Raw genomic sequence first — 26017 nt, forward strand, 5'->3', positions numbered from 1 at the left:
TCGTGGCCGCCGACGTCAGCGTCGTGCAGATCGGCCGCGACGTCGAACTGCGCATCAACAACGAGGGTGGCCGGGTCCGCGTCACCGGCGCGCTCGACGGCGCCAGCGCCATCGAGACGATCGCCTTCGCGGACGGCACCAACTGGACCTGGAACGACGTGCTGACGCGATCCCTGCAAGGGTCGAGCGGCGACGATGCGCTCGCGGTTCCCGCAAGCTTCCAGGGCAACTCCATCACCCTCGACGGCAAGGCAGGCAACGACACGCTGCAAGGCAGCGCGGGAGCCGATACGCTGATCGGCGGCACCGGCAACGATGTGCTGCAGGGCGCGGGTGGCGACGATACCTATGTGTTCGCCCGCGGCGATGGCCAGGACGTCATTCTCGACAGCTCCGGCACCAACACGCTGAGCTTCGCGGCCGGCATCCTGGCGAGCGATATCCGCGTCGTGCGCGGCGCGGCCAATCTGGTGCTCGAAATCATCGGCACCGGTGACCGCGTCGATCTCGGCTCGCCGGCGACGCCGGGCATGGGCGTCTCGCGCGTCACCTTTACGGACGGCACGGTCTGGACCGCGTCGACCCTGGTCGCGCTGGCTCGCACCGCGACCGATGGCGACGACATCATTCGCGGCGACGAGCTCGACAATACGCTCGCTGGCGGTGTCGGCGACGATCTGCTGATCGGCAATGGCGGGGCTGACGACCTCGACGGCGGCATCGGCAACGATCGGCTCGAAGGCGGCACCGGCGACGACACCTATCGCTTCGCGGCCCATGGCGGCCACGACCGCATCTCCGATGCGGCCGGCACCGACACGCTGCTGCTGGCGGCGGATATCGTCCCCGACGACATCACGGTCTCGCAGAGCGAGGACGGGGCTGATTTTACGCTAATCGTGAAGTCGACCGGCGCGCGCATCACCATCGAAGGCGCGCTCGGCGCAGGCGGGATCGAAACGATCAGCTTTGCGGATGGCACGGTGTGGGGAACGTCCGATCTGATCGCGCGCGCGCCGAGCTTCGCCGACAACGTGCTCACCGGCGATGCCGGCAATAACGTCATGATCGGCGGTCTCGGCAACGATCATTTGTCCGGCGGTGCCGGCAACGACACCTACCGCTTTGCCCGCGGCGATGGCAGCGACGTCATCAACGACAAGGCCTCGTCTACGGCCGACCGGCTCGAGATCAGCGGCTACACCGCCGCGGAGATCAGCTTCCACCGCATCGCCGCCGACAGCGACGATGTCGCAATCCGCTTTGCCGGGACCACCGACCAGATCGTCATCGTCGATGCGCTCGCTGCCAACTCCGCCGGGGTCGAGACGATCGCGCTCGCCGACGGCACGCAGTACACCGTCGCCGATATGAAGCTGGCGATCCTCGCCAGCCTCACCACCGACGGCAACGACATCATCATCGGCACCGATGGCGCCGATACGCTGGTGGGAGGCAAGGGCAACGATCTCGTCGACGGAGGTTACGGCAACGACACCTATCTTTATCGCCGCGGCGATGGCGACGATCGGATCAACGCGGTCGGCAAGGGCACGGACGTGCTGAGCCTGACCGACTACAACGCCGCCGACGTGGTCTCCGCGGTCCGCGCCGGTCCCGACAGCAACGATCTCGTGCTCACCTTCGCAGGGACCGGTGATCGCGTGGTGCTGACCGACGCCCTCAGTCCGTCCAATAATCCGTCGTTCGGCCTGTCGGTGCGCTTCGCCGACGGCGCAGTCTGGAATCGCGACGCGATGCGCGCCCGCGCGCTGTCGGATATCGACGGCACTGGCAATGACAATGTCTACGGCTTCGACGGCAACGACACCTTTGCCGCGCGGGCAGGCAACGACCTGCTGTCGGGCGCAGCTGGCGACGATCTCTATCAGTTCGGGCGCGGGGCCGGCAGCGACACCATCGTCGATTCCGGAACGAGCGGCACCGACCGGATCCAGATCGCCGACTTCGCCTCGACGGATGCCCATGTCGAGCAGCTTTATCGCGGCTCGGATGCCGTCGTCATCCGCTTCACCGGCAACAGCGCCGACAGCCTGACGGTGTTCGATGCGCTTTCGACCGATGCCAAGGGCATCGAGAGCTACGTCTTCGCTGATGGCGTGGTCTGGACTAAGGAGACCCTGCGGGAGCTGCTGGGCAACCGTGCCCCGACGGCGCTCGGTGACGGCTTCTTCTCGGTCACCACCGGCGTCGAGCTCGTCATCAAGGCGAGCGATTTGCTGCGCAACGATTTCGACGCGGACGGCGATGCGCTGACGATCGTCGGCGTCGACGCGGGCGCTTCCGGCGTTGCCACCATCGATGCCCAGGGCAACATTCACTACACCGCGACCAACGGCTATTACGGCTCCGCCTCGATCAGCTACACGATTTCCGACGGCCACAACGGCTTCGCCACGGCTTCGGTCGATCTCAAGGTGCGGCCGGTCGCAACCGCCTATCCGGATACGGGCTTCACCGTCGCCGAGGACGGCTCGCTGGTGATCCGAGTCGAGCGGCTTTTGGCCAACGACCTCGACGGTGACCGCATGATCGTCGGCCAGGTCTATCAGGCCGTCAACGGGACGGTGGCGCTGGCCAGCGACGGCAACATCACCTTCACGCCCAATGCCGATTTCAACGGCACCGCCGAGTTCAGCTATGTCGCGAACACGCCCGAAGGCGGCCGGGCCGAGGCGAAGGTGACGATTCAGGTCACCGCGGTCAACGACGCGCCGGTGGCGCATGACGATACGATCGATGCGACGCTCGAAAGTACGGGCTTCACGCTCGATCCGAGCACGCTCAGTGCCAACGACACCGACATCGACCACGACGGCCTCACGGTGCAGTCGGTGATCTCCAACGCGGACGTCACCGTGGCGATCGGTGACGATGGCCTGATCCATGTGACGCCGCGCGCCTATTTCTGGGGCAGCGCTCACTTCGACTACGTCGTCGCAGACCCCAGCGGGGCGACCTCGACGGGCCGGGTCAACTTCACCGTTACGCCCGTCAACGATCCGCCGGAGCTGCACGACGATCGCTTCGAGACGACCGACAACGGCGATCCGATCCGCGAGGACAATCCGATCGTGATCGGGGCCGATCGGCTGCTCGCCAACGACATCGAGCACGACGGCGAGACGATGACGCTCACTGCCGTCCGCAACAGCCATGGCGGCAACGCCGTGCTGCTCGAGAACAACACCGTCCTGTTCACGCCCACGCCCAATTTCAACGGCGATGCCTGGTTCGAATATCAGGTGGACGACGGTCACGGCGGAACCGCGTGGGCCCGCGCGACGCTGGCCTATCAGGCGGTCAACGACCTGCCGGACGCCCGCAACGACAGCTACACCGATCAGACCCTGCCGTTCCTGCGCGGCACGGAAGACCATTCGATCGAGATCCCGATCATCGAGCTGCTCAAGAACGACAGCGATATCGAAGGCTTCGCGGTGCAGTTCGAGAGCGCCGGCAACGCGGTGCATGGGGATATCACCGTCACCGATCACGGCACGATCATCTTCACGCCCGATGCCGATTTCTGGGGCGAGGCGACGTTCAGCTACCTCGTCCGCGACAACGAAGGTGCGGTCGATGGCGCCACCGTCACGATGTGGTTCGAAAATGTCGGCGACGCCCCGCCGGTCGCGCATCGCGACGTCATCTATGTCAACGAAGATATCCCGACCGTCATTCCGATTGCGACGCTGCTCGCCAACGACACGGATGTGGACCGCGATCCGCTCCGCTTCCTGGGCTGGCGGCTGTCGACGGCGGGGGATGCGCTGGTGTTCGGGGGCGATGCGGGCCAGAAGCTGAACGGCACGATCGAGTTCGACGCCGACGGCAACCTCGTGTTCACGCCGAACCGGGACGCCAGCCAGAGCTCCGGTTTCGTCTACGGGGTGACCGATGATGCCGACGGCTCGGCCGAAGGCTATGTCGACATCATCATCGTCCCGAGCAACGACGATCCGACCGTCGGCCAGGACGAAGGCTTCATCACGCCGCTCGACGCGCCGCTGGTGCTGCGGGTTACGGATCTCTTGAAGAACGACTACGATATCGAGCAGGCCGATCACGACGGCGACGGCGTGATCGACGACGACCTCGACAACCCAAACCGCGCCCGCCCGGCCTTCGTCGGCGTCGACGGCGTCTATGATGCGGATGCGCTCGCGCTCGGCCAGCGCGTGCCGCGCGGCACCGCCGAGGTGGTCGACTGGAACGGTGAGAAGTTCATCATCGTGCACTTCCCGGACGGTTTTACCGGCCAAGTCGCAGTCGAGTACCGCATCGCCGACACCGATGGCGCGACCGACACCGGCTTTGCGATGGCGTCGGTGGCCGACAGCTATAACGGCCTTCTGCGCGGCACGGCGAAAGCCGATTACCTCGTCGGCACCGAGGGCGCGGATCTGATCCAGGCGCTCGGTGGCAACGATTTCGTGCTGGGCGGCGGCGGCAACGACAGCATCGAAGCCGGCAACGGCGACGATCAGATCGATGCAGGCGCGGGCGACGACTGGATTGACGCCGGCGACGGCGCCGATCGCATCACGGGCGGCGACGGCTATGATACCGTCACCTTTGAGAACTCCGACTTCCTCGTGCGTGCAGACCTCGAATCGCGTGTCGGCCAGGGCGGCTACGCGCAAGGCGACACCTATATCGGCATCGAGGCGCTGATCGGCTCGCAATATGCCGATCAGCTCGGCGGCGATGCCGCCGACAACCGGCTCGAAGGCCGCGACGGCAACGATCTCCTGGAGGGGCGCGCCGGCAACGACATCCTGCTCGGCGGCGCGGGCGACGACATCCTGAACGGCGGAGCAGGCGCCGATTTGCTCGACGGTGGCCTCGGCAACAACACGGCCGATTACAGCTTCGGTGCGACCGGCGTGTCGATCTCGCTGGCCTCAGGCACCGCCCATGGCGGCGACGCCGAGGGCGATGTTCTGACCGATATCCAGAACCTGACCGGTACCGATGTCGACGACACGCTGGAAGGCGATGCGCTCGCCAACATCCTGTCGGGCGGCCGCGGCGACGACATCCTGATCGGCAATGCCGGCGACGACACCTTGATCGGCGGCCGTGGCGCGGACCAGCTGATCGGCGGCGACGGCATCGATACGGCCGACTACACGCTGTCGACCGAAGGGGTCATCGTCGACATGGCCAACGGTGCCGCCGGCGGCGGCGACGCGCTCGGCGATACCTTCTCCGGGATCGAAATCGTCCAGGGCTCGTATCAGGACGATACGATCAGCGGCGACGCCGGCGACAACCGCATCCGCGGCGGACGTGGCGCTGATATCATCGACGGACGCGGCGGTTTCGACATCGCCGATTACAGCCGTGCCGACGAGGGCGTCGCGGTCAATCTGGCGACTGGCCTCGGCACCGCTGGCGAGGCGGCCGGCGACCAGCTCTCCTCGATCGAGATGCTCGTGGGCTCGCTCTGGAACGATCAGTTCACCGGCAGCGCCGGCGACGACAGGTTCCAGGGTCTTCGCGGCAACGATGCCATCGCCGGCGGGGCCGGCTCGGACACCTACCTGTTCGGCCTCGACGACGGCCAAGACGTCATCACCGAGCAGGGAGCGGAGACCGACACCGATCGCCTGGTGCTGTCGTCGGCGATCGCGCCGAAGGACGTCTCTGTCATCCGCGAGGGCAACGACCTCCTGCTCGAATTCGAGCGGCAGGACGGCTTCCTGATCGATACCGTGCGCGTCACCGATCATTTCCTCGGCGCCCAGAGCGGCATCGAGGAAGTCGTGTTCGCTAACGGCACGGTCTGGAATCGCGACCGGATCGATCAGCTGCAGCAGCTCGGCCGCCTCAACGCCGCCGACGATATCGTGCATCTCGGCGTCGAGGACGAGCCGGTCGTGATCGACCCGGCGACCCTGTTCGCCAACGATGGCGACAGCGCGGTCAATTTAACGCTCGCCGGTGTCGGCAACGCGGTGAACGGCACCGTGCGCGTGCGCGAGGACGGCAAGATCGAATTCCTGGGTGCGCAGAACTACAATGGCGATGCCTTCTTTAACTACACCGTCCGCGACCAGTTCGGCCGCGAATCCACGGCCCGGGTCGAGGTCGATCTTGCGGCAGTCAACGACGCGCCGACGGCGGTGGATGATGCGCTGGTCTACGGCGTCGAGGACCAGATCCTGCGGATCCGGATAGACACGCTGCTCGCTAACGATTTCGACGTCGACGGTGACGCCGATCTGGAAGGCCTGCACATCGTTTCGATCGCGCCGCTGACCAACACGTCCGGACAGGCGATCGACAGCTACAAGGACACCGACTACCGGTTCGAGGGCAGCAACGTCTCCGCCCGGCTGGATGGCGACTATATCCAGTTCAAGCTGCGCCCGGACTATTTCGGCGCGGCAGGCTTCGTCTACACGCTGGCCGATGCCAGCGACGCGACCTCGACCGCCAAGGTCGAAATCTCGATCTCGCCCGTCAACGACGCACCCCGCGATCGCGACACCTATCGCTGGATCCGTCTCGGCCAGGATACCACCGTTACGGTCGCCGATCTGATGGCGAACACGTACGACATCGAGGGCGACAGCTTCACCTTCGTCGGCCTGCATGGCGGTCTCGACAACAACCCCGCCAACAATGGCAGCCTGGTGTTCGACCAGGCGACCGGCACCATCACCTTCACGCCGGCCTCCCTCGGCCAGGCCAGCATCGAATATGACGTGATCGACGCGCGCGGCGCAGCGGCGACACTGACCTACGATTTCAAGGTCAAGCCGCTCAACGACGCGCCGAAGGCCTACAACGATTATGGCTACCGGACGCTCGAAGACCAGATCCTCGTGATCGATCCGGCGACGATCCTCGCCAACGACACCGACGAGAACGGCGACACGCTGGTTCTCGACAGCATCGCCCGGTTCGCCGATGGCGGTAAGGTGCGCCTGCGCGACGACGGCATGATCGAGTTCCGGCCGACGCCGGACTACAACGGCGCCGCCGGCTTCCAGTACACGATCAGCGACGGCCATGGCGGCACCGCAACCGCCTATGTCGCGATCACGGTGCTGCCGCGCAACGAAGCTCCGGTCGTGCGCAACGACTATGTCAGCGGCCTCGAAGACGGTCCGCTGTTCGTGATCCCCGGCGAGGCCTTCGGCAACGACATCGACGCGGACGGCGACGTGCTGTTCTTCAAGCGCTCGACTGTGCTCGGCGTGATCGACCACCGCTATCTCTCGGCCGGCTACGAGGTCAGCGCGGCCCTGGCCGACGGCTCGGCGCTGCCGTCCTGGCTGCAGTTCGATGCCGCCACCATGCGGTTTGCGGGGTCGCCGCCGGCCGGAATGGATCCGCTCTCCGTCGACGTCTGGCTGCGCGATCCCTCCAATGGACGGATCTTCAACACTCGCTTCGAGCTCACGGCAGGCGACATCTCGGGCGGCTTCGATGCCAGGACCGATGTCCTGAAGGGGTACGAGATCCGCTCCGCCTTCGCGGTCGATTACGAGTTCGACGCGTCCGATCTCGATGCGGACACGACCGTCGCGGCCACGCTCGCCGATGGCTCCGTGCTGCCGTCCTGGCTCAGCTTCAATGCCCAGACGCTGCAGTTCACGGGAACGCCGCCCGAGGGGACGACGGACCCGATCAGCGTCCAGCTCACCTTCACGCATCCGGCCGCGGGTGGCGGCAGCCCCAAGACCTTCACCGACAGCATGACGCTGGATCCGGCGACGCTGCCGGCCGGCGTCAGCTATGACAGCCAGATCGCGCTGCTCGACACCAGGAGCGGGACGGTTTCGGCCTCGATCATCGGCGGCCGCCCGTTGCCGGATTGGCTGTCCTTCGACGCCGCGACGCGCACGGTCAGCCTGAGCGGCTTCGCGCCGGATACGGATGCGCAGCTGGCGCGCCTGCAGGTCGTGTTCACGCCGACCCCGCGCGTGCTTCCCGACGGGACCTATGCGTCGAGCAATCGGGGCTTCACGCTGGAATTCGTCGTCGATCCGCACGGCGATCTCGCGAGCCAGATGACGGCGATCAACCAGGCGCTGGAAGGCGATTCCTATTTCGCCGGCCAGGGCCTGTTCGCGCTGGACCTGAAGGGCGCCGGTGCGATCACCGCGACGCGCGAGAGCGGCGCGCCGCTGCCGGACTGGCTGAGCTTCGATCCGGCGACCTTTACCTTCTCCGGCATGCCGCCGGCCAACTGGGTCGGCGCGCTGCCGGTCCGCCTCGATATCGCCGCCGGCAACGGCCATCCGGCGATGTCGATCATCACCGAAGCCGTGGTCGACGACACCTTCAAGATTTCGCCGTTCCCGATCTCCACGGTGGTCTCGCCCGAGCAGATCAACGTCACGGTTCCTACCGACTTCAACGGCACGGTTGTGCTGAGCTACGACGCGACGGACGAGAAGGGCGGCGTCTCCGGCACTCCGGCGCTGATCTTCTACGACGTGAAGCCGACGCGTGAGCGGCCGGACGCCGCGGTCGACAATCTGACGGGACGCGAGGGCCAGACCACACGCTTCGCGGTGGTCGACCTGCTGCGCAACGACTTCGATCGCGACCGCGACGCCTTGCGCATTCTGTCGCTTGGGCAGCCGGCCAATGGCTCGCTCGTCATCGAGCTCGCCCACGCCAATATCGCGCCGCCAGCCGGGCTCGGCCAGCTCGACGGTGCGGTCTGGAGCGCGACGCTGGCCGACGGCTCGGCGCTGCCGGATTGGCTCACCATCGACAGCGCGACCGGTGCGCTTTCGGGCGATGTGCCGCTGGCATTCGCTGTGAATCTCGACATTCGCTTCACGCGGACGCTCGGCGGCGACAGCCAGAGCGCAACCCTGAGCCAGCATTTCGACGGCAATGCCGGGGCCTTCGCCGTCTATACGCCGGCGGATGCCTTCTCTGGCGATGACGGCTTCAGCTATATCGTGACCGACGACCACGAAGGTCCTTCGACCGGCGCGGCCGTCGTGCATGTCGCCGCTGTCAACGATCCGCCGACCACGGTCGAAGATACGGTCGCGGCGATCGAGGACACGCCGCTGCTGATCGATCCGGCGACGCTGCTTGCCAACGACTACGACGTCGACAACAACCCGATCCGCTTCGTCGATGTCGCCAACGCGAGCCATGGCACCGTCAGCTTCGACGGCACCCACATCGTGTTCACGCCCGACCACAATTTCGAGGGTGTCGCCTCGTTCGAATACATCGTGACCGACGACACCAACGGCTCGAGCACGGGCAAGGTCAAGGTCAACGTCGCCTCGACCAACCGCGCGCCGATCGCGGCGAGCGACGTGTTCGCGACCGACGAGGACACGCCGCTCGAGTTCACGACGGCCGACCTTCTCGGCAACGACAGCGACGCCGATGGCGACACCATCACGTTCCAGTCGCTGTCACGCAGCGCCGGCAACGGCCGCATCATCGAGCTGCCCGATGGACGCTGGCAGTTCGTGCCGAACGAGAACATCAGCGGCGCGGTTAATTTCAGCTACACGGTCTCCGACGGCCGCAAGACCTCGACCGGTACCGTGACGTTCAACGTCGCCGCGGTGAACGATGCGCCGATCGCCAATCCGGATGGAGCCGGGACGGCCAACGATCCCCAGGGCGTGTTCAGGACGACCCAGGACCAGGCCATCACGATCGATTTCGCCGCGCTGATCGCCAACGACCGCGACGTCGAAGGCGACAGCTTCGAGATCGTCGAGGTGTTCGACGGCGACCAGGGCACGGTGATCCGCGTCGGCTCGACCGCGGTCTTCACGCCGAACGCCGGCTATATCGGCGATGCCGGCTTCCACTATCGCGTCACCGACAGCCATGGCGCTTCCAGCGTCGGCTTCGTGACGCTGCTGGTCGCGCCCAACGTGCCGCTGCCGATCCCGGTGTCGGATGTCGGCTTCGAGGTGCTCGAGGACGGCTTCATCGACATCGACCCCGCCGCCCTGATGGCGAACGACGTTGCGCCCGAGGGATCGACCCTGACCTTTGTCGGGCTCGAAGGTGCGGAGTTGCTCGCGAATGGAAAATATCGGGTCACGCCGGCCGCGAATTTCAACGGCGAGCTGGTGCTGCACTATTCCGTCAAGAACGAGCAGGATTTCGCGGTCTCGACGACCGTGACGATCAACGTATTGCCGGTCGCCGACGCCCCGGTCGCGCGCCCCGATACGCTCGACATGCGCGAGGATTCGCCGCTGACGCTGTTTGCGAGCCAGCTGCTGGCCAATGACAGCGATGCCGACCAGCAGGCGTTCGTGCTCACACGGATCGTGGCAACCTCGGGCGTGACGGTCGCCGATCTCGGCTTCGGTCAGCTTCGGATCACGCCGAATTCCGATTTCAACGGACCGGCATGGTTCGACTACGAGATCGAGGATTCCACCGGTCTGACCGCGACGACGCGGGTCAATATCAACGTAGCGGCGGTCAACGACGCGCCGGTTATCTCCGCGGTTCCCGTGCTCAAGGGAACGGAGGACCAGCACTTCAGCGTTGCCCTGCCGGCTGGCTTCGTTACCGACTTCGACGGTGACGCGCTGCTGGTCGAAATCCGAGGCAAGGGCGGCGCGGCGCTGCCGGCCTGGCTGACCTACGACCCGCAGACGCGGGTGCTGAGTGGCGATCCACCCGCCAATTTCAACGGCACGGTCCAGCTCGAGATCGCAGCATTCGATGGCACTGCTCAGACTGTGCGGGAGTTGCTGGTGTCGATCGCGCCGGCCAACGATGCACCGGTGCTATCGGTGCCGCTGGTCGACGTGTCTTCATCCGAGGATGCGCTGCTCTCGATCGAGATCCCGGCCGGCAGCTTCACCGACCCCAATGGCGAGCCGCTGACCTATTCGGCGACGCTGGCCGACGGCAGCGCGCTGCCGTCCTGGCTCGGCTTCGACGGTACGACTTTCACCGGCACGCCACCGGCGGATTTCAACGGCCATTTCGATGTCCTGGTGACAGCCAGCGACGGCGCACGCTCGGCGAGCGACGTCTTCCGCGTGACCATCACGCCGGTGAACGACGCGCCGGTGGCGACGCAGCCCTTGGCTGACGTGTCGTCGCCGGAAGATGCTCCGGTCTCGATCACGATCCCGACCGACAGTTTCGCGGATGTCGACGGCGATGCACTGGTCTATTCCGCGACGCTGGCCGACGGCAGCGCGCTGCCGTCCTGGCTCAGCTTCGACGGCACGACCTTCACCGGCACCCCGCCGGCGAACTACAACGGCGCGATCGACATCAAGGTCGTCGCCGGCGACGGTGCGCTTACGGCGAGCGATGTGTTCCGCCTGACGATCACACCTGCCAACGATGCGCCAGCGTTGGCGCAGCCGCTGGCCGATATCGTCTCGCCGAAAAACGTCCGCGTCACGATCTCGGTCCCGGCTGGCAGCTTCGCCGATCTCGATGGCGATGCGCTGGCACTGACGGCAACACTGGCCGACGGCAGCGCGTTGCCGTCGTGGCTGGCCTTCGATGGTGCGACCTTCACCGGCACGCCGCCCACCAACTACACCGGCGCGATCGACATCAAGGTCACGGCGAGCGACGGGTCGCTCACGGCGAGCGACGTATTCCGCCTGACGATCCCCTCGGTGAATAACGCGCCGGTGGTCTCGATCCCGCTGCCCGACGTCTCCTCGCCGGAAGACACCGCGGTGTCGGTGGCGATCCCGGCCGGCAGCTTCACCGACGTCAATGGCAACCGGCTGAGCTACACGGCGGTGCTGTCCAGCGGGGCCGCGTTGCCCTCCTGGCTGACCTTCGACGGCACCACCTTTACCGGCACGCCGCCGGCCAACTACAACGGCACGGTCAGCATCAAGGTCACGGTCAGTGACGGCGCGTTGTCGGCCAGCGACATCTTCGTGCTGACGATCACGCCCGTAAACGATGCGCCCGTGCTGGCAGTCCCTCTGTCCGACGTCAATTCGGCGGAGGACGCCGCGGTCTCGTACACGATCCCCACCGGCCGCTTCACCGATGTCGACGGAAATCCGTTGACCTATTCGGCCACGCTTGCGGACGGCAGCCCGCTGCCGTCCTGGCTAACGCTGACCGGCACCAAGTTTGCCGGCACGCCGCCGCTCAACTTCAACGGCGCCATCGACATCCGGGTCACCGCGAGCGACGGTACGCTCTCGGCCAGCGACGTCTTCACCCTGACGATCACGCCGAAGAACGATGCGCCGGTGCTGTCCGTGCCGTTGCCCGACGTGACGTCGCCGGAAGATACGGCGCTGTCGATCGCGCTTCCCGCCGGCAGCTTCACCGATGTCGACGGCGATACGCTGACCTACACCGCAACGCTCTCCACCGGCGCGGCGCTGCCGACTTGGCTGAGCTTCGACGGCACGACGTTCACCGGCACGCCGCCGGCGAATTACAACGGTACGATCAGCATCAAGGTCACCGCGCGCGACGGCGCATTGGCGGTCAGCGACAGTTTTGCACTGACCATTACGCCGGTGAACGACGCGCCCGTGGTTGCGGTGCCGCTGTCCGACGTCAATTCGGCGGAGGACACCGCGATCTCCTACACGATCCCGGCCGGCCGCTTCACTGATCCGGACGGCAACACGTTGACCTATTCGGCGACACTCGCGGATGGCAGCCCGCTACCGTCCTGGCTGACGCTGACCGGCACCAAGTTCACCGGCACCCCGCCGCTCAACTTCAACGGCGCCATCGACATCCAGGTCACCGCGAGCGACGGTTCGCTGTCGGCCAGCGACGTCTTTACGCTGAACATCACGCCGAAGAACGACGCGCCGGTGCTGGCCGTGCCGCTTCCTGACGTGTCGTCGCCGGAAGATACGCCGCTGGCGATCACGCTTCCTGCCGGCAGCTTCACCGATATCGACGGCGACACGCTGACCTACACGGCGACGCTCTCCACCGGCGCCGCGCTGCCGACCTGGCTGAGCTTCGACGGCACCACCTTCACCGGCACGCCCCCGGCGAACTACAACGGCACGCTCAGCATCAAGGTCACTGCCCGCGACGGTGCGCTGACGGCGAGCGACATCTTCGCGCTGACCATCACGCCGGTGAACGACGCGCCGGTGGTCTCGGTGCCGCTATCCGACGTCAATTCGGCGGAGGATGCAGCGGTCTCCTACACGATCCCGACCGGCCGCTTCACCGATCCTGATGGCAACACGCTGACCTATACCGCAACGTTGGCAGATGGCAGCCCGCTGCCGTCCTGGCTGACGCTGACGGGCGCCAGGTTTGCCGGCACTCCGCCGCTCAATTTCAACGGCGCGATCGACATCAAGGTCACCGCCAGCGACGGCACGCTCACGACCAGTGACGTCTTCACCCTGACGATCACGCCTGTCAACGACAAGCCGGTCGCGGCCAATGACGGTCCGTTCTCCGTTACCCATGGCGACACGCTCGCCATCGCGCGCGCAAGCCTGCTCGCCAACGACATCGATATCGACGGCGACAATCTGACCATTGTCTCTGTCGGCGCCCCGCCCAAGGGCACCGTCGTGATCGACGGGCAGGGCGTCAGCTACACGCCCGATTTCGGATACGAAGGGAACGACAGCTTCACCTATACGATCAGTGATGGTGTCGCGACAGCAACGGCCACCGTCAGCCTCACCATCTCGAACGCCTTCGAGGGCTGGGTTGTTGGGACCGCCGGCGTCGACACGCTGGTCGGCGATGCGATCGCTCTGAACAGCATCTACGGCGCCGGCGGAAACGACGTCATCACCGGGGGCGCTGTCGCGGACCGTCTGGCCGGCGGCATCGGCAACGACACGCTCAACGGCAATGACGGCGATGATTCGTTCTGGGGCATGGCCGGCAACGACACCATCAATGGCGGCAACGGCACTGACATCGCCTATTACAATGGTGTGATGTCGACCTATTCGATCGTCACGTCGGCGGGGTCGGTTCAGGTTACCGACAATTCCACCGCGAATGGCAGCGACGGCGTCGACACGCTCACGAGCATCGAAAGGCTCATCTTCCGCAACGGCGAGACGGTCACGCTGGCGGCGCCGATCATCCTCGATCTCGACGGCCTCGGGGTGGAAACCACAACCGCCAGCCAGTCCTCCGCGACGTTTGATATCGACGGCGACGGAACAGCCGACGACACCAGTTGGATCGGGACCACGGAAGCGTTCCTGTTCCTCGATCGCGACCGCAACAGAACCGTGAGCGGCATTTCGGAGTTGAGCTTTGCCGACGATGTGGCGGGTGCGCGCTCCGATCTCGAAGGCCTGCGCGCCTTCGACAGCAACCGCGACGGAATGCTTTCTGCCGACGACATTCGTTTCGGCGATTTCAACCTGTGGCAGGACCGCAACGGCGACGGTTCCGCGCAGGACGGGGAGGTCCTGTCGCTGTCAACCGCTGGTGTGCGCTCGATCAATCTGACGGCATCCGCGACGGATGCGTCCTGGGAGTTCGGCAGCACCGTGATCGTCAATCGCGGGAGCTACACCCGCACTGACGGGCGCACGATGGACTATGCCGATGCCGCATTGACGCGGGCGACGCAACCGCTCGCCACCGGCAGCGCCGCGAGCTCGGCCCAAACCCTGGCCTCCGCGCTCGAGATCCTGTCCGCGAATCCCGCGCCTTCGATTGGTGAGCAGTTCTGGCGCGCGATGGATGCGATGGCAGGGCCGGACAAGCCGAACGGAGCGGGTGCTGGGGCAGGCGCCGCCGGTCCGTCGCAGCCCGGCGCCGACGCTGACGGTTGGGCCGGACGCGCGGCGGGTGAGGGGACGACGGATCAGTCGTCCACGCTGCTCGCGCTGATGCGGCAGGAGATGTCGGCGTTCGGCAGCAATCCTGGTGCGGCCGATCTCGCTTGGCGCAAGGAGACTGCGGCGCATCCGACAGACTTCTTCGCCTGACGCAGCCCCCGACCGTCGATCCTGCGCAAGCGGGACTCACCGTTCACTCGGCGGCCGGGGTAACTCGCTGGCAGGCAATGGCTTGCTCTTCATCAGCTCCCGCAGGTGCTGGAAAGTCACGTAGAGCATCGGCACCAGGAAGATTCCGATCGAGCTTGCCGCGAGCATGCCCGCGAACACTGCCGTACCGACAGCCCTGCGGCTGAGCTCCGCGGCGCCGGTCGCGATCACGAGCGGCAGGAGACCAAGGATGAAGGCGACGGAGGTCATCATGACCGCGCGGAAGCGCATATGCGCGCCCTGGACCGCGGCGTCGTCGAGCGCCACGCCTGCCTCGCGTCGCTCCTTGGCGAATTCGACGATCAGAATGCCGTTCTTGGCGGCGAGCGCAATCAGCACCACCAGCCCGATCTGGCCGTAGAGGTCGAGATTGAGGCCTGCGAGATTGATGCCGACATAGGAGCCGAGCACGCCGACGACGACGGACAGCAGCACCGGGATCGGGATCACCGTGCTCTCATAGAGCGCCACCAGGAACAAATAGGCAAACAGCACGGCAAGCATCAGCACGATGCCGGTCTGGCCGGCGGCCTGCTGCTCCTGATAGGCGGTGCCGGTCCACGCAAAGCTGTAACCGTCAGGCAGTACGGCATTGGAGACATCGGCCATCGCAGCCATTGCGGTGCCTGAAGAGACCCCGGGCGCCGGGCTGCCGTTCACCGTCACCGAGCGGTAATTGTTGTAGCGGGTGATCACCTGGGGGCCAGTCACGATCCTGATCCCGGCCAGTGATCTGATCGGCACCATCTGCCCGGTGCTATTGCGCAGATAGATGCGCCAGATGTCCGAGATATCGCCGCGATCGAATGCTTCGCCCTGGACGTTGACCTGCCAGGTGCGGCCAAACCGGTTGAAATTGTTGACGTAGATGCCGCCGAGCGTCGCCTGCAGGGCGGTGAAGATGTCGCTGATCCCTACTCCGAGCGCCTGCGCCTTGCCACGGTCGATGTCGAGATGGATGGACGGATTGGTCGCGGTGAACGTGGAAAAGACCCGCGCCAGACGAGGATCGGCATTGGCGGCGCCGATCAGCGCGTTGGTGACGCTCGAGATCTCGGCCGGGCTCTGCCCTTCCAATGCCTGGAGCTGGTATTCGAAGCCGCCGCCGGTGGAGAGACCGATGATCGGTGGCAGGTTGAACGGCAGCACATTGGCCTGTCGGATCTGCGCGCCGACCGCGAAAGTCTGCCGGATCAGCGCTTGCGCGGAATTCGTTGCTGCCTTGCGATCGGCAAATGGCTTCAAGCGAGTGACGACGAGGGCGCTGTTCGATTCCGATGCGCCGTCGAGCAGGGAAAAGCCGACGATGGCCAGGACGTGGTCCACGGCCGGCAGCTGCTTGAGGACGGCTTCGACCTGCCGGGTGACCTCGCTGGTTCGCGCCACCGACGCACCGTCCGGCAGTTGGACCGAGGTAAAGAAGGCGCCCTGATCTTCCTCGGGCAGGAAACCCGTCGGCGTGATCAGCGACATGCCGAAGACGCCGGCGGCCAGCAGCGCGACGAACAGGAGAGAGAGGCCGGCCACGCGCACGAGACGCCGGACGCCGCTGCTGTAGCGGTCACGAATCCAATCGATTGAGCCGAGGACGCGGCCCATGATGCCGCGCCTGGGACCGGTGTGGCGCAGGAACAGCGCGCACAGGGCAGGTGACAGTGTCAGCGCGTTCAACGCCGAAATCATCATCGCGGCGCTGATCGTCACCGCGAACTGGCGAAATAGCGTTCCGGAAACGCCTGGAATGAATGCGATGGGTACGAAGACCGACAGCAGCACCAGGGTGATCGCGATGATCGGCGCGGTGATCTGCGTCATGGCCTTCTTGCTGGCCTCGGTGGAGGAAAGGGTGGGCTCCTCCTCCATCACCCGTTCGACGTTCTCGACGACGACGATGGCGTCGTCCACGACGATGCCGATCGCGAGCACCATCGCCAGCAGGGAGACCGTGTTGGCGGAATAGCCCAGCACCAGCAGGACGGCGAAAGTGCCAATCAGGCTCACGGGAACCGCGATCGCGGGGACCACCGTGGCCCGGAGATTGCCGAGGAAGAGGTACACCACGATCACGACCAGCACGAAGGCTTCGCCCAGCGTCTGCAGCACTTCCGCGATGGTGTCGCGGACGAAGCTCGTGGAATCGTATTGCACCAGGTAGCTCAGTCCGGTGGGGAAGTGCTGCGACAGCCGCTGCATCGTCGCCGCCACGGCCTGTGCGGTGGTCACCGCATTGGCGCCCGGCGCCAGATAAATCGCGACCGGAACGGCCGCGCGCCCGTCGATCCGCGCTTCGCTGTCGAGGTTCTGTGCGCCCATCTCGACGCGAGCAACGTCCTTCACCAGCAGGGACGAGCCGTCCGGGTTGGCACGCAGCACGATATCAGCGAATTGATCGACGGTTGCGAGCCTGCCCAGGGTTTGCACGTTGAACTGGAATTGCTGGTCATCGCTGATCGGCCGCGCCCCGATGCGGCCGACCGGGGCCTGGATGCTTTGCGTGCGAATTGCGGCAATGACATCCGACGGCGTGAGATTGAGGCTGGTAAGCCGCTGCGTGTCGAACCAGATCCGCATCGAGTAGTTCATCTTGGCGAACAGGTTGGCCTGGCCCACCCCCGGGGTGCTCGCGATCGCATCGAGTACGTTGATGATGGCGTAGTTCGTGATGAACAGCGGGTCCTGCTCGCCATTGGCGCTGTAAAGAACGAGGAATTGCAGGATCGACGAGGACCGTTTGCGGACCGTTACCCCCTGCTGCTGCACTTCGGTCGGCAACTGCGACAGCGCGCTCTGCACGCGGTTGTTGACATTGACGGTGTTGATGTCGGGGTTTGTGCCGAGCGCGAACGAAACCGTCAGCGTGTAGCTGCCGTCGCTGGCGCTGGTCGATTTCATGTAGAGCGCGCGGTCGACGCCGATGATCTGTGCCTCCAAGGGCTGGGCGACGCTGCTCTCGACGACGTCGGCGGACGCTCCCGGGAAGGTGCCGGAGACGGTGACCTGTGGGGGCACGATGTCCGGAAATTGTGCCACCGGGATCTGCATCAGCGCCAGCGCGCCGGCGATGGTGATGATGAAGGCGATCACCATCGCCAGCCGGGGACGATCGATGAAGACAGCGGACATCATGGCCTGTCACCCGCCCGGCCGGTCTTGCCGGAGGTGCTGGGAGCTGCTTGCGGGTTCGCACCGTCCGCAGCCTTCATGCTCGACAGGATCAGTGGACTTGCCGGCCCCGGCGAAACGACCTGGCCGGGGCGAATCCGCTGCAGGCCTTCGACGATCACCCTGTCGCCGGCCGCGAGTCCTGTGATGACCGCTGCGATGGTCGGGGTCGATTGTCCGAGCTGGATGCGGCGCTGCTCGGCCTTGTTGTCGGCGCCGACAACGAGAACATAGTCGCCCTGCTGGTCCGAGAGCACGGCGGAGCGCGGGATCGCCAGCACCTCGATCGGCTGAACGCCCTCCAGCACGACGGTCACGAACTCGCCGTCGGTCAGTTCGTGAACGGTGACGCCGGCCGCCGAGGACGTCCGCAGGATAGGATTGCCGATCTCGCCGCGTACGGTGATCGTGTCCGTGTTCTGAGCGATGGTGTTGTCGACGAAATTCAGCTTGCCGGACTGGCCGTACATCCGGCCGTCGGGCAGTCGCAGCCTGATGACGACGGCTTCCAGGCCGCCTCGCGGCCCGTATCGTTCCCGCAGTTCCAGTCCCTGGCGCAGCGGTACGGGGAAGGTGACGTACATCGGGTCCTGGCTGACGATGGTGGTCAGCACGCCCGAGCTTGGGCCGACGACGTTGCCCTCCGTCAATGCCGTGCGTCCGATCTTGCCGGCGATCGGTGCACTGATCCTGGTGTAGTCGAGATTGATCCGGGAGGCCTGGACCTGGGCTTGTGCGGCCTGGACCTGGGCTTCGAGACTGAGCTGGTTCGCGATGGCGGCGTCGTAAGTGGATTGTTGCCCGGCAGGGCCCCCGAGCAGGGTTCGCGCACGTTCCGTCGTCTGCTTGGCGTTGTCGAGAGTCGCTTGAAGCTGCGCTACCTGCGCCTGTTTCGAGGCGAGATCCGCTTCGAAGGGGCCCCGCTCCAGCCGGTAAAGCTCATCGCCCTTGCTGATCTCGGCGCCTTCCTCGAACAGGCGACGTTCCAGAAATGCGGTGACGCGCGCGACGACATTGACCCGATTGATCGCCTCGATCCGCCCGAGAAATTCACTGCTCTCGGTGATCGGTCGCCTGGTCGCCTCTACGACGCCGACCGCGGGTGGGCCCGGCGCGGCGGGTTGGGTCCGGGCCAGCCCGCCGGCGATGATCGTCAGCAGAGTTGTCGCCAGAAGCCTGACCGAGACGCCAGCAAGGGTCATTGTGCGCTCATTGCAACCGGGCTCGAGACCGGTCCGGTGGTTCACCGGCGCCTCGTTACTCCCGCGGTGTTCGATCGCTGCGCACGGGCTCGTCGTAACCCTTGCGGCGGCTATAGAACATCAGTGCGATCAGGCCGCAGCCGGACACCAGCATCAAGATGGCAGCTCCTGCCAGGATGGCGTTGCGATAAAACGGCATCGATGGCGTTTCCTGCCATACCGCCACGGAGTACCAGGTCGTCATAACGAGAAGCGCTGCGAGGATGGCTCCAAGAAGCCATTGATTGGTGTGGCGCACGATCGCCTCCATCGTCTGGTTGGGGTTGCTTGGCCTTCACAACCCATCGGCCGCCTGCGGATTGCGTAAGGGACCTAGCGCCACTGCCATCCGCAGCGACGACGACCGCGATGCCACCAGCAAACCCAGCGGCGCCTGCGCGGTCGCCGGCGGCCCCAGCCAGGATGAGGCGGCGGTCCCCATTGTGTCCGCGTCAGGAGATCCGACGGGCCGGCGGTCTGGCCGAGCACGGGGGCGATCGGCATCGCTTCCGCGACCGCAATGAAGCGAACGCCGATGGTGCCTATCGCCGCGGCAGCTACCGCATTTTTGGCAAGGCCAAGGAAAGCGCGACGGTTGGGGGTGTCCATCATCTTCTTCTCCTTAAGTTACGCAGCCCGCCGCACGGACTGAAGCGCGTATAGCAGCCAGGCAAGGCCGTGCGAGATCAGGTCGACGCCAAGCAGGAAACCGAGGATCCACAAGCTCATGGTGGGGAAGCTGAACAGGATCAGCGCGCCAGCGACCACCCCGAAGACGCCGGAGATCAGCATCATCCAACCGTTCTGGCTCCAATGAGCGAAGCTCAGTATGGATCGAATGACGCCTGAGGCGATCAGGATCGCGCCGAGGAAATAAGTGAGGATCAAAGCGCCGGAGGCGGGCTGGGTCAGCAGCACGAGCCCGAAGGCGACGTAGAGGGCGCCGAGCAGGATCTGCCACAGAAAGCCGCCCCATCCTTTGGTCCAGAGGGCGTGGGCGATCTCGAACGCGCCGGCCGCGATCGCCGTCAATCCGATCAGCTTCACGCTGATGATGGTCGCGAACGCCACATCGCTGAGAGCTGCGATACCGGCAGCGATCATGACGATGCCCAGCAGAGCGCAGACCCACAGGGGTGGAGGGCCCAGAGCTGCGATGCCGGGCCGGCTGTCATAGACTGTCATGCCACGCTCCTGATCTCCTGGTGATCGCCACCCCGACGCGACCGTAGCTTCGGAGCCGGAGCATCGACATCCGACGAAACCCTGAACGACCGTGCGGGAATGTTCGCATGGAGTCTCGGGAGGGCTCCCCGTGAGCGAACTACCGCCTGCCGCGCGGACCCAGAGTCAGGTTGGTCACGCCCGCCGCGAGATTGATTCCGATCGATCGCTCGATCGACAGCGGCTGCAACATCACGCTCCGGCGCGAGCCGCCAATCAGGACGTTGGCTCCGAGGCCGGGGCCGAATGCGATACTGCCGCTCGCGCCCACATAGTTTCCTCGCAGCGTAGCGGGGCCGATCCGCGAATTCTTGGCGAAGACGGCCCAGGAGAGAGAGCCCGCCGAGGTCACTCCCAGGTCGAGCCCAACGCGCCTGATGCGTCCCTCATAGATGTATTGTCGAGGGGGCCTGCGTGCATAGAAGAAAGTACAGCGCAGCGATTGCGCCGATCCAAGGACCAGGCCCACGCGCGGGGAGCTGAGGCACAACAGCCTGCCGACCCGGAATGTGTCGGCGCGGGCGGGGGAGGCGGCGCAGCAAAGCAACGCGCATCCGGCAACGCAAAGGAACCGCATCATTCGCATTCAAGCCTCCATCTGGTTTTTCATGGACGCGGCCGCAGGCCGGCGGTCCTGGCGAAGCCAGAAAGTGATGCCGAGGCCGATCAGCAGCACCGCGCCAAGCAGGAAGAAGAAGACAGATTGCTTCAGCCAGGATATCGCCGGGACGGTCACGCCCATCGCAAGGCCGAGAAACGAGATTTGTAGCGACAGAAGGCTGACGCCCGCGAGGAAGGTGCCGAGCGCGAGCAACGTCAGCAGCACCAAGCCGGTTGCCGGTGTCGGAAGCAATTGCTGCACCCCCGACATCAGCATGATGTTCATCGTGACCAGGACGGCGATCCAGTGCAGCGCCTGGGTCCAGATCAATCGGAGCTGGGCGTCCTTGCCTTGCGTCTCCGGCCATTTCGTGACGACGCAGACCGCTCCGATGGCGAGCGCCAGGAATTCCCAGTAGCCGACGAGAGGCTGGTGGGAGACGTTGGTATAGGCGACGCCCGCGACAGCGAGCACCAGCGCCACCACGTAAGGGAGCTGCTGCCACAGGAAATGAGCCATCCTGAATTGAGGTGGGGCAGGCTCCGTGCCCTCGTTCCGTTGTAGATCGATCTCGCTCATGGGCCATCCATTCATGATCTGTTGCTGCTGAAGGTCGGCTTGAGGTCGTCGCCGAGATAGTCCTCGACGTAGAATCGGATGATCGCGACACGGCCGATCGCGACCAGGGGCATGGCCATCGCAATGCCCAGGACGCCGAACAGCGCGCCAAGCATGACGATCGCGACCAGTGTCCAGGCAGGGGGGATCTCGACCGCCTGACGTTGGATCAGCGGGCCGATCACGTAGCCTTCGATCGACTGAATGATTGTGTAGATGAGCACGGCCCAGATCAGCAGCGAGCCGCCGAGCGGCATCGCGACCAGCGCGATCGGAACCGCCGCCACGATCGGTCCGAGATATGGAATGAAGTTCGACAAGCCCGCTTGCAGTCCAAGCACAAGTGGTCCCGGCAGCCCAACCAGATAGAGTGCGACCCAGACGCACACCGTCATGAGCACGATCCGGATGAGCTGTCCGATCAGCCACAGCCGCATCACGCTGCCCATCTCGTCCATCACCACTCTCGTTCGCGCGCGATAGGGTCGCTTCACCAGCATGACCAGGCTGTCGCGATGGCTGGTCGGATCGAAGGCGAAGAGGATTCCGAGGAATACGATGACGAGTGCGCCGGTCAGAAGGCTCGATGCTCCGCCGAGCAGGAATTGGGCGTGGCTGAGAAAGCGCCCCTGATCCGAGAATAGCCATTGCGCAAAGTCGCGGCCCCATTCCGGGCCGAGCAGATCTACGCCGTATGACAGCAGATGCTGCTGCAGGACGTCGATCTGGCTGTCCATGACCTTCAGCAGGAGGCGCGTCTGCTCCGGTAGCTTGCCGGCGCCCCATAGCAGTCCAAATGCCGACAGGGCCGAGAACAGCAGCAGGACCAGCGTCAGCCGCCAGGCGCGAGCGAGCGGAACGACCGGGGCGAGCGCCCTTGCGCAGGCATCGAGAAATGCGCCAAACAACACGCCTGCAAAGATGAGCAGGAGACTGGATACTGTCTGCCATGCCAGAAACAGGAAAACACAGGCGGCGAGCAGGCTGAGCCCGGTCGCGAGAACGCCGCGCCCGTCGTGCTCCGGCAGGCCGGTGGAATCGTCGTGTGGAAGGGGGTCGCGAAGCCGCCCCGGCCCTGTCCTGGAATCGCTCATGGATCGGTCCAATCGCGAGGGTGGATGATCGTTCGCGGCAGCTAGGTGCGAACGCGCCGGCTGCCAAAGTGCGGATGCTTTCCGCCGCGATGACGCCAGTAGCGGTGCTTGGTCGGATTGGTGTTGGTGTTGGGCGCCACGGTCTTCGGCGCCGATGCGCCGGTGCCCTTCGGCGCCAGCTCCTTGTCAGTCGTCTGGGCCAGCAACGGGGTTGGAGATCCGGCAGCCGCGACCAACCCGCCCAGGATCAGGGCGCCCAAGATGGCTCGAATGCTCATATTCGCCTCCATGCAGCCAGGGACAACGGCTCAAATCGAGATGGCTCCGGTGGACAGTGCGTAGACGCCGACACATGCGGCGACCGTGATCGCCGCAAAGAGGATTGCCTCCAATGGCCTGAACACCGCTTCTTTGCGTTCGCGCTTGGCGAGAAGGAACAGCAGCGTGCCGGGCGCATACAGGATCGACGACAGCAAGAGAAACGTCGGCCCGCCTGCGTAGATCATCGCGGCCGCGTAGACCGTCGCGACAGCCGAGCGGATCCAGTCGCCAACGCGGGTGCGCTCGCCGGCGCGGTAGGCCTCGCCGGTCCAGGCGAGCTTGAGACCGTAGGCCGCGACAAGGAAATACGGGATCAGCGTCATCGCGCTCGTCATCTTCAGGGCGAGCGTGAATGCATATTCCGCAAACCAGGTCACGAGGAGGAAAGTCTGGATGACGCAGTTGGTGAGCCAGAGCGCTCCGGCCGGGACCTTGTACGCGTTAACTGTTGCGAGAAAGGAGGGCATGGTGCGGTGGACCGCGGCGGAATGCAGCACCTCAGCTGCCAGGAGCGACCAGGACAGATAGTTGCCAAGGACCGAGATCAAGAGTGCGACGCTGACGAACATGCCGCCCCAGCGACCGACGATCGCTTCCATGACGCCGGCCATGGATGGCGTCGGCAGATCCGCCAGCTCCGGGCGTAGCAGCACGCCGTAGGACAGCAGTGTCACGAGAACGAGCAGGCTGAGCACCGTCAGAAAGCCGACGATGGTCGCGAATCCAACATCGTTTCGGCTACGGGCATAGCGGGAATAGACACTGGCGCCTTCAATCCCGACGAAGACGAACACGGTCAGCAGCATCGTGCCGCGAACCTGGGTGAGTACATTTGAATGCTCCGTCTGCTCCGCTCCCGTGAAATTCAAGGAGAAAAGTCTGCCGTCGAAGGCGATGGCGGCGGCTGCAATGAACAGAACGATCGGAATGATCTTCGCGTAGGTCGCAATCGTGTTGAGTGCGGCAGCGTTCTTGATTCCGCGCAGGAGCAGAACGTGCACTCCCCACAGCAGGACGGACGCCGAAGCGATCGCTACCGCAGTTGTGCCGTCACCAAAAACAGGAAAAAACTGTCCGAGTGTTGCCTTGATCAGGACGAGACAGGCGACATCTGCAAGGCAGCATCCGATCCAGTATCCTACGGCCGAAGCAAAGCCGATATACTCGCCGAACCCGGCCCTGGCGTAGGCATAGATGCCGGCATCGAGATCCGGTTTGCGATGTGACAAGGTCTGGAACACGAAAGCCAGCATCAGCATGCCGGTGCCCGCGATCACCCAGGCGATCATCGCGCCCAGCGCGCCCGTGGTCCGCCCGAAGGATGCGGGTAGCGCGAAAATGCCGGAGCCGACCATCGAGCCCACCACGAGTGCGATGAGCGCATTGCGCGAGAGCTTTTGATCGACCTCGTTCGTTGACGGAGCCATGACGGGATGGTCTTCCAATCCGCGACCGGCGGGACTGATGCCGGTCGATCCCGGCGAAGACCTTAAAGGCGGCTTTCCCGCTCGCACATCAGGGATTCTCTGTAGGGAGCACGGGCAGGAAATCGCCAGGCGGTTCTGCGCCGCCTTCAGGCCTTCGCCGTGGGGCTGGTCGCGCCTTCGCCGGGACCGGATGCCAGCCCGGGAACGGCAGCCAAAAGCACGATGCCGGAACGGCAGAATTCCCCGGCCTTCGCGAGCTCGGCCGCAATGCGTTGAGCATGCAGAACGGCCGTATCCTGATCCGCGTATTCGCACCCGGTCCCATCGGGCGTGAGGCCGTATTTGTCGACGATGTGGAAATAGAAGCGCATGTCAGCCGATTAGGCCGCGCCGCGATCATCTCCTAGTGACAAACGCGTAAGGCGCCCCCTCCAAAAGGAGGGGATGAGCGGCGGTTCCAGATTGCCCCTTTGTAATGATGGTCGCCGCGGATTGCAGGAAAATCGCAAGAGGCGACAAGGTGGTTTCCCCGCCGGCGTTCGGGTGATTGTCCGATGCCGCCCTGTGAGCCCGGGGGATAGCGTAGGTTCCTGTCAGCAAGCTCTGAGAGGAGACGAGCGATGTCAAATTACGATCAGGACCTGGCGGCCTCGCGTGCAGGTGGTGGTGGCACGATCGCGGTGGACACCGGACTGCGCGACTACATGCTGCGCATCTACAATTACATGACCGCCGGCGTCGGCCTGACCGCTGTCGTCGCGTGGCTGACCTATCAGCTGACCGGTCCCGCCTTGCTGCAGAGCCCGTTGATGTGGGTCTTCATTCTGGCGCCGCTTGGGCTGGTCTTCTTCATCGGTTCGCGCATCAATACGCTGTCGGTATCAACGGCGCGGCTTCTGTTCTTCATCTATGCCGCCCTGGTCGGCGTGTCGCTCTCGACGCTGTTCCACATCTACACCAGTGCGTCGATCGCACGCGTCTTCTTCATCGCGGCGGCGACCTTCGGGGCGCTCAGCGTGTTCGGCTACACCACACGGCGCGACCTGTCCGGTCTCGGCACCTTCCTGTTCATGGGGCTGATCGGCGTCATCGTTGCCAGCCTGGTCAACCTCTTCCTGCAGTCTTCCGGGTTGGACTGGCTGATCTCAGTCGTGGGCGTTAGCGTCTTTGCCGGTCTCACGGCCTACGACACGCAGCGGATCAAGGCGATGTACGACAGCAGAGATGATGAAACGTCAGCTGGCCGCAAGTCCGTGATTTCGGCGCTGTCGCTCTACCTCAACTTCATCAACCTGTTCATGATGCTGCTGCGGCTCGCCGGTGGTCGGCGCTGAGCGGGCCCGAG

Annotated in this window: 12 protein-coding genes (1 of these 12 cut by a window edge); 2 read left to right on the plus strand and 10 right to left on the minus strand. The window is 65.0% G+C overall.

Translation table 11 applies throughout. The annotated features are described in order from the left end of the window. Window positions 1–14924, plus strand: the 3' end of a protein-coding gene (locus SE92_RS37425) for a tandem-95 repeat protein (RefSeq protein WP_283806808.1). The gene continues 15952 nt to the left of window position 1, outside the view; only the last 14924 of its 30876 coding nucleotides appear in the window; the start codon falls outside the window, past its left edge; its stop codon occupies window positions 14922–14924. A 36-nt stretch (window positions 14925–14960) separates the two neighbouring features. Here the strand turns inward: SE92_RS37425 and SE92_RS32095 are convergent, their stop codons facing one another. The 10 genes from SE92_RS32095 to SE92_RS32140 all read right to left on the minus strand — a co-directional run bounded on the left by SE92_RS32095 (window position 14961) and on the right by SE92_RS32140 (window position 25043). Further along, window positions 14961–18110, minus strand: coding sequence for an efflux RND transporter permease subunit (locus tag SE92_RS32095; protein WP_063202525.1), 3150 nt, complete (start codon window positions 18108–18110; stop codon window positions 14961–14963). After that, complete coding sequence (locus SE92_RS32100; RefSeq protein WP_063202528.1) at window positions 18107–19348, minus strand: efflux RND transporter periplasmic adaptor subunit; 1242 nt, start codon at window positions 19346–19348, stop codon at window positions 18107–18109. The genes SE92_RS32095 and SE92_RS32100 overlap by 4 nt, the downstream gene beginning before the upstream one ends. A gap of 55 nt (window positions 19349–19403) precedes the next feature. After that, window positions 19404–19646 carry a hypothetical protein gene (locus tag SE92_RS32105; protein ID WP_245324764.1) on the minus strand — a complete coding sequence of 81 codons (243 nt, stop codon included), beginning with the start codon at window positions 19644–19646 and terminating at the stop codon, window positions 19404–19406. Between the two features lie 368 nt (window positions 19647–20014). Continuing rightward, entirely contained in the window at window positions 20015–20572 is a 558-nt protein-coding gene (locus tag SE92_RS32110; RefSeq protein ID WP_063202532.1) for an HdeD family acid-resistance protein, read from the minus strand. Between the two features lie 139 nt (window positions 20573–20711). Continuing rightward, entirely contained in the window at window positions 20712–21197 is a 486-nt protein-coding gene (locus SE92_RS34715; RefSeq protein ID WP_084251925.1) for a DUF992 domain-containing protein, read from the minus strand. After that, window positions 21198–21791, minus strand: a complete 594-nt coding sequence (locus SE92_RS32120; protein ID WP_063202536.1) for a hypothetical protein — start codon at window positions 21789–21791, stop codon at window positions 21198–21200. 11 nt (window positions 21792–21802) lie between these two features. Then, window positions 21803–22924 (minus strand): AI-2E family transporter, encoded by a 1122-nt coding sequence (locus tag SE92_RS32125; RefSeq protein WP_063202538.1) that lies wholly within the window; start codon window positions 22922–22924, stop codon window positions 21803–21805. A gap of 41 nt (window positions 22925–22965) precedes the next feature. Then, complete coding sequence (locus tag SE92_RS32130) at window positions 22966–23202, minus strand: hypothetical protein (RefSeq protein ID WP_063203872.1); 237 nt, start codon at window positions 23200–23202, stop codon at window positions 22966–22968. A 30-nt stretch (window positions 23203–23232) separates the two neighbouring features. Further along, complete coding sequence (locus tag SE92_RS32135) at window positions 23233–24672, minus strand: basic amino acid/polyamine antiporter (RefSeq protein ID WP_063202539.1); 1440 nt, start codon at window positions 24670–24672, stop codon at window positions 23233–23235. 146 nt (window positions 24673–24818) lie between these two features. Continuing rightward, window positions 24819–25043: a DUF6894 family protein gene (locus tag SE92_RS32140; protein WP_063202541.1), complete on the minus strand. Its 225-nt coding sequence runs from the start codon at window positions 25041–25043 to the stop codon at window positions 24819–24821. A 249-nt stretch (window positions 25044–25292) separates the two neighbouring features. Between SE92_RS32140 and SE92_RS32145 the strand changes: the two genes are divergently transcribed. Next, window positions 25293–26006, plus strand: a complete 714-nt coding sequence (locus SE92_RS32145) for a Bax inhibitor-1/YccA family protein (RefSeq protein WP_063202543.1) — start codon at window positions 25293–25295, stop codon at window positions 26004–26006. Window positions 26007–26017 lie beyond the last annotated feature (11 nt).

The organism is Bradyrhizobium sp. AT1, assembly GCF_001590795.1.
Lineage (GTDB): Bacteria > Pseudomonadota > Alphaproteobacteria > Rhizobiales > Xanthobacteraceae > Bradyrhizobium.